A 6,866-nucleotide genomic window follows, 5' to 3' on the forward strand; every position below is an offset into this window, starting at 1 on the left:
GTTCACTACACAGCGACGTTCATTGCGGTAAGAAACGTGAGTCCCTGAACCGGAATAATGTTGATTAGAGATATCACGCCCGACAGAGGCCCCCAGTACTGCGCCGACGACTGTGCCTATTTTTTTGTTTGTTTTGTTGTGGCCGACTTTATTACCTATCGCCCCGCCAATAATGCCGCCTAAAATTGTACCCGTATATGAACGCCCGTGATCCGCATACTCTTCATAACGTACCTGTTCATTCCAGCACTCCTCACGTGGAATACGGTGTTCGATTGTGCGCATAATGGGCTGCACATTGGTGACTTTGGCCCAGTTTGCCTTACCATGATGGGAAGGTTTGGCCCATGAAGAGGGGGTCATAGCCAGAGTAATAATGATGGTCGGTAAGATGAGTTTATTCATAATGGAGCTCCTTAATTAGCACAGTTTTTACTCTTGTTGTTAACTGTAATTTAAGGATAAGCCTGACAAGCTGAACAGAAGCTGAATAAGTGATTAATTAAAATAATAAAAATGATCAGGCAGGCAGAGGATAATCCCCTGCGACGTTGATTATAAAAATATAATACTAAATCAGGATTACGATGATATCCCTCAGGAGTGGCCACATTTTCCACCGGATAATTTTCCCATAGTCCATCTGCGCAGTGAAATGTCTGAATACCGGATTTGGCGGAAATACCGGCATCTGTCAAGATGACGATCTTCTTGTATTTTTTTTATCGACACAGTACACCTCCGTAACCGTCCCTGAAAAACACATTTAAGCCCATTGAATTTTATACCTTAAAATATTGGACATAACTTTTTTATCTGAACAAATTGTTTTTTAATGTTTCAGTAAATGTCCTGCCTTTTCACTTTTGCCAATGAAATAGCGTGGGGCTAATGGCATAGTCATGGTGCATGCTAGTCGGGGCTCGAAATCCAAAATATCACTTAATATTTAAGTTTGTTCAGGTGAGGTTCATATTCGATCGGGTTTAATGGTTATTAACAAACCCATTAGCATGAATAAGGAGTTTTCGATGAATAATCTAAAGATCAAGATAGCGAAAATAAGTACTTTGCTGATAATGACCACAGTATTCTTAATTAGCCTAGCAAATGCCGATGAGCTTGAGGCAAGCTACTCAAGTATTTCTTACGGAGTATTATCACAAGAAGCGGTTGATGATATGCGCTTGAGTGTTACCTCAAAAAGTGATGTCCTGATAATTTCAGATCAGACAACAGGTAAAGCAACGGGGAAAACCCGAGAGGAGATACAGTCAATAAAAGAGGCTTTGCTCGATACGCCGTCAATGAGCAGAAGCTATGCGCCAGAGTTCACTATCTACAATGCGTTCACTACCTTGTATGATGACTTTGACCAGGATGGTTACTATCAAACATTGAGTGTGGTTTTCGATGCTGATATCTACAGTTATGACGGCAATGATCTCAGTGAAGTCTATGCACTGCTGTATTTAAGTGAAAATGGTGGGCCTTGGGTTCATTATTACACCACCGATGATTTTCTTATCCACAGTGATAGCGATAAAGATGAATACGCAGTGATTACGACTTTTTTGCAAGGTTATCACCCGGGATATTATGATCTGTTGATTGACTTGTACCAGATAGGTAACCCCAATATTGTTGCCAGCTTCAGCTCTGATGACAGCGCTGCACTTTACGCTCTGCCGTTAGAGAGTAACGATCATGATCAAGTTTATGTGGAAAGCATTTATATTCACCACGGTGGTAGTTTCTCCGCGCTGTTATTAATTCTGTTGCTTTTACCTTTAGCGTTACGGTTATTTCCAGCTAAACTGCGTGGTAATAGTTGAAAAGTAGCTAACAGACAGATAAATAGGTAAAACTGTTGATTTTGAGATGTTTAATCTTTTATCCCGGACGTTCTGCGAGTTGCTATTGAAAATTTGAGGGATTGATAACCTTTGCAGGGAACCCTGAAAAAGTTATGTGCAATAAAGATCAGAACACCCAAACCTTTCTGACTGATTGGCAATTTACACCTGTATATGTATATAAACCGTGTTTCTATATACATACATAGGGGCTCAATCCAGAGATTCATTAATTTCCATTGTCGATACGCCATATTATCACTGCATTTCTCGTTGCGTTAGGAGCATATTGTTGTGTGGTGAATACAAATATTCAGGTCAGAGTTTTGAGCATCGTCGCCAATGGATGATTGAGCGCATTCGATTTCTTACCAATATTTTTGCTATTGATATCTGCTCTTATGCGATTATGTCTAATCACTATCACCTTGTTTTACATATTAAGGAACAAGAAATTGATGCTTATTCAGAGCAAGATATTTGTGACAATTGGTGCCGGCTCTATTCCTGCCCTGTACTTGTTTCTCGCTGGCAACTCGGTGAATTAACCTCTGAGGGAGAGCTAAATGCCGCATTAGAAATTCTTGCCGAGTGGCGCAGACGATTAGCGGATATTTCATGGTTTATGCGCTGTTTGAATGTGTTTATTGCGCGTAAATACAATAAAGAAGATAACTCCCCCCTCAAAACAGTACTGCCTGTATACGGCTTATGCTGTATTTCGTGTTTCCACTTTTACACAGTCGGCAAACACTGTTATCAAAAATTAGTATTTGATAAATAGAGGCGAAGGATCTATTATTTACTTTCATCATGATTTTTTGATGCGGGCATTCCTCTTGTGGAAACACGGAATATTCCGTCTAATAATATGTTAGGAGAGCAAAGAAGTGACAGTGAGTTTAGCGGCAAATTTACTAGAGCGTGTAGGTTTTGTTTCCAATAAGCTTAGCGAAGCTGAAATTATTGAGGATATACATAGCCACCCAGAAGAATACTTTCAAGGGTATTATGGTAGACCGCTAAAATGGAGTAATACAGTAAAAGGGCTTGCCCCTATGTATGGCCTGAGTGACGATTTTGGCCTTCGGTTTATGCCTAATATTACGTGTCTTTATGAAGGCCCACTATGCAGCTATTTTATGGGATGGGTTGAAGATATCCATCAGAATGAGCCAAATGTAGTTACGATAAAGCACATTGCTCTCGATAAGCGCCTAGCAGCTCAAGGTTTGGGGGTTAAATTTGTAGGGGGGATCGCTCGATTTTTCGGAAAGCATGGTATGCAGCTTATTCGTTTTGAAGAGCACAATAGTGATCTAGAACGTCGAGAGATTTATGACCGTTTTTTTGCAAAGATAGGCGCTATAAAGACAATTAGCGGTCACTGGGTATGGAAAATTGACCACTTTTGTTCTCCAGATTTAATTGAAAAACACATTAATCGTTAGGTTTTCTGTAGCATAGATTTTCCAATCTCCTAATAAAGATATGGGTGACCCTAAAACTATTGGGTGTCCTCTCTTTTCTCTCTTAATTGTAATGAGCGTTATTATATTCCAGCTGAGATAACTTGGCTTCTAAAGTCCATCGGATTTAAAAAAATAGATATAGTAGGGGCCAAACTCGGTGCGTTTTCCAGAGCCGATGAATTAACCACAGAAGATTATGAAATGTTGGTTATAGCGGAGAAATAAAAATTTTAACAATATATTTCCGAAATTAGCGCTTTGCCAAGGGGGACGGGGACTGCTGTTTGAACCCTAGCAAAATGCCTCATAATTTGGTCCAGCTACAACAAATACGCCATTTTTATAGCGTCATGCCTTAAACATCCGATTATTTATGAATGGTTTGTATCTTTATTAACTAGGGGGTAAATAAAAGGTTTGGCAGTCCCGTATTTCTTTCCGCTATTTTGCGCGTTTCATCATTCATATTAGGATTCTACAAGCGGATAACCGTGAGTTGGTTAATTGAGCACGTTCGACAATCTCTGAGTAGTAACACTGAAAAATTTGGTCTAAAGCAGGTATCAAAACTTAGGGTGAATTTTCAGAACTTAAAATGAACACTATAATAACAGACAGGTAGTATCTTGTTCTTATAGTGTCATCCGGACACCTATGCTAGGCGGGTGCCTTTTGCATAGTGATAATGAGTAGGAGCCTTTTATGAAAGACAAAATAGCGCGTTTGTTTCGTCTGAGACCATTGCATATATCTGTTATTGCTTTGCTATATCTTCATGGTCCTGCTCATGCCGCTCATCTCCAGAAAATTTTGCCATTGCCCTTATTGAAAAAAATACAGCGTAAATATGATGGGGAGACTTCGAAACGTTTTCAGAAATGGACTGATTTGATGAAGATTGGATCTGATCTCAGAGAAGAAGATAAATTAGTGTCGGTTAATCGATTCTTTAATCATATGAAATGGGTTGAAGATGAGGAGCTATGGGGGCAAAAAGATTATTGGGCTACCCCGGTAGAAAGTCTGCTGAAGAATGCGGGGGACTGCGAAGATTTCTCCATTGCAAAATATTTCACGTTGCTTGAGATGGGGGTTCCTGAAGAAAAACTTAAAATCTCTTATGTAAAATATCAACACAATCGTCTTGCGCATATGGTACTAACTTATTACCCGGAAGCTAATAGCGAACCGCTTATTCTTGATAATACCACAAGTGATATCTTAAAGAGTTCAGAACGCACAGACTTGGTGCCTGTTTTCCATCTAAATAATCTCGGTGTTTGGGATAATGAGCAACCACCTCAACGCTTAGGAAGTGCAGATAAGATTCAGCAGTGGAAGGAAATGATAGAGCGTTTACAGGGTAGGATTCCTGTAAAGCTTACCTAACTATGCTCTCGCATCTGGGTAGCTCCCTCTTCCCTTTTTCATGCTTTTTAAATTACAGGCCTGTACTCATTCACATGCCCTTAGGGAAACTCAGGTTTATTAGGGAATAGGTATGAAGCAGTTTAAAAAGGCTTTTTCAGGTGGAAAGGCAGGACATATATGGACGTTCCTTTTGCTTTAGTTGATACGATTTAAGCATGGCACATTTCGATGCCGATACTGGGAACGACCATCTCAGCACCCAACATTTTTAACTGATCTGTATTATTTTGACTAAGTGGATAAACAGCACTTTCACTGCCTTGATAAGATGAAATAAAAAGACTTGAGCCTAAGAGCAAAGGTCTTTTATTCGTCCTACACTCTTCTCTTATTACACCAACAAAAAATTCTAATAAATAAGGGGAAAAAGATGTCTACACAATTAACTTGGAATCAAGTAACTCGTGATATTGGACTAATGACCCAAATACTAAAGAATAAAAATACTGGAAATACTGTTCTTAACAATATTATCGCTGAATTATTGTTGCTAGTGCCCAAAGTATCTACTTTTTTTGATTCAGAAGGTGGTAATGCATTGGTGAATCGTGTGTGTAATTCGAAAGGAAAAATAATCTCTTATCACTTACAATATCATTACTACCTTAACGATGATAAAAAAATAAAGAGGGTTGCGAATCTAATCCATGAACTTACTCATGTGTCATGTGATCTTTCATATGACCGAGATATGGTTAATTACAACAGTGCTAATAAACGTAAACCTCCGGCGATTGTTGTAGGGGGGATAGTAGATGGTATTACCAACACCCATGGAATCAAAAACGAAGCTGCACGTCAGGATGTTCGTTCGAATAAAAGCTGTGTAGATATACTATATGAAAACCAATCTAATGCTCAAAAATTCCTCGTATTTGCTCAGTTGAATCAACCACAAAAAAAAGAGGTAAAAGACAAGTTAAATTATATACTTACGCAGTTAAACACCGAATATGACACATGTGTAAATCAGATCTTAACATATTTGGTTCTTTGGAAAGTAGATAGAACTACTAAATTCTTTCGCATGATAGAACAAATGGCGTTAGATGCATATATTAGAAGGAGAGATAATGCTCCTCTCTCCAGTTCAGTGAATATTCGAACATCACTTACCGCGTTAACTCTTGGTAATTACCGTGAGCAAGCTTACACAAATGCTAACATTTCTATAGCTAAAATAACAAATGGCATCAATTCAAGCATTACTCTCCCTGGTGCTATGATAACCGTGGTCAAAGATAAGGGAGACAACAATAAAAATAACAAGGAAAAGGTTCTAAAGAAGGCTCTCGAATGGCTTCGCCGTGGTAAAAATGGCTATACTTTTCTTGGTGCCACTACCGGTGATGACAAGCTACCAATTAACGCATATATCAAGAAGGATGATCCCAGCATTGGATATATTACGAAACATGGGATTCATGGAGTACCAACTGCAACACTTATCCTTACCGAAACGATGGTCTCATATCGTTCAAAGTTGATACTTAAAGGGGTTCCTTTCATGGAAGATCACAACGGCATCAATGGTTTTAGAGGTGGCCATGGAAAAAGCCAGACAAAAGATTTTCGTCTTGTAGCAGATCAAATTTATGATTATTACAAACCTACATACACAGTTAACGCGAAAAGTAGACGAGTACTTGCTGCAATATTTCATGAATTTGGACATATTCTCCACCAATATCTTGCTCCAGACGATTACTTTCAATTAGCTGAAGAACATAAGTTAATCGTTAATGGTCAAGGAAGTCCAGGGGTTAAAGCGAGGCATAAAAAAATACATGAATTAGGAAAACAAGTCAGTCAATATGCAGGAACACAGGACAATAGGACAGGCGCACCTGAATTCATCGCAGAAGTGTTTTCGGGCCTAATGATGGGGCTGAGTTATGGGGATGAAGTTATGGCAGCATACAAGTCTTGTGGTGGCCCCGAAGCTCCGAAAGAAACGGCGCACGTGCGAACGAGAAAGACAAAGAAGGGTTAATAATGCCACTTCAGCCAACCATTCTAAAAAGGCTACCGCTCTTTAACAAAGAGATAGGGCACCCAGTGCGCCGAGATAAATCGGTAGAAGATTAAAGGTGAAATCCCTTAGTTC

Annotated in this window: 6 protein-coding genes and 1 pseudogene; 5 read left to right on the plus strand and 2 right to left on the minus strand. The window is 39.3% G+C overall.

The window, feature by feature from the left end; translation table 11 throughout:
• On the minus strand, positions 1 to 405 hold a 405-nt coding region (locus AC4GME_RS12675; protein ID WP_490379502.1), incomplete at its 3' end, for a glycine zipper 2TM domain-containing protein.
• Between the two features lie 125 nt (positions 406 to 530).
• A pseudogene (locus AC4GME_RS12680) lies at positions 531 to 707 on the minus strand (Sir2 family NAD-dependent protein deacetylase); the annotation flags it as partial.
• Positions 708 to 1,031: 324 nt separating this feature from the next.
• On the opposite strand from AC4GME_RS12680, the gene AC4GME_RS12685 reads away from it, so the two are divergent.
• The 5 genes from AC4GME_RS12685 (at position 1,032) to AC4GME_RS12705 (ending at position 6,752) form a co-directional block, all read left to right on the plus strand.
• On the plus strand, positions 1,032 to 1,835 hold the full coding sequence (locus tag AC4GME_RS12685; protein WP_490379503.1) for a choice-of-anchor H family protein: 804 nt from the start codon (positions 1,032 to 1,034) through the stop codon (positions 1,833 to 1,835).
• 313 nt (positions 1,836 to 2,148) lie between these two features.
• The gene (locus AC4GME_RS12690) at positions 2,149 to 2,640 is read left to right on the plus strand and encodes a hypothetical protein (protein ID WP_490377667.1); all 492 of its coding nucleotides are present in this window, start codon (positions 2,149 to 2,151) and stop codon (positions 2,638 to 2,640) included.
• Between the two features lie 112 nt (positions 2,641 to 2,752).
• Entirely contained in the window at positions 2,753 to 3,307 is a 555-nt protein-coding gene (locus AC4GME_RS12695; protein ID WP_490379504.1) for a hypothetical protein, read from the plus strand.
• A gap of 723 nt (positions 3,308 to 4,030) precedes the next feature.
• Positions 4,031 to 4,717: a transglutaminase-like cysteine peptidase gene (locus AC4GME_RS12700; protein ID WP_490378628.1), complete on the plus strand. Its 687-nt coding sequence runs from the start codon at positions 4,031 to 4,033 to the stop codon at positions 4,715 to 4,717.
• 412 nt (positions 4,718 to 5,129) lie between these two features.
• Entirely contained in the window at positions 5,130 to 6,752 is a 1,623-nt protein-coding gene (locus AC4GME_RS12705; protein WP_490378627.1) for a hypothetical protein, read from the plus strand.
• Positions 6,753 to 6,866 lie beyond the last annotated feature (114 nt).

The organism is Psychromonas sp. (assembly GCF_983033635.1).

Coding starts and splice junctions, on each gene's coding strand:
- AC4GME_RS12685 (WP_490379503.1), top strand. CDS start 1,032: ATGAATAATCTAAAGATCAAGATAGCGAAAATAAGTACTTTGCTGATA.
- AC4GME_RS12705 (WP_490378627.1), top strand. CDS start 5,130: ATGTCTACACAATTAACTTGGAATCAAGTAACTCGTGATATTGGACTA.
- AC4GME_RS12700 (WP_490378628.1), top strand. CDS start 4,031: ATGAAAGACAAAATAGCGCGTTTGTTTCGTCTGAGACCATTGCATATA.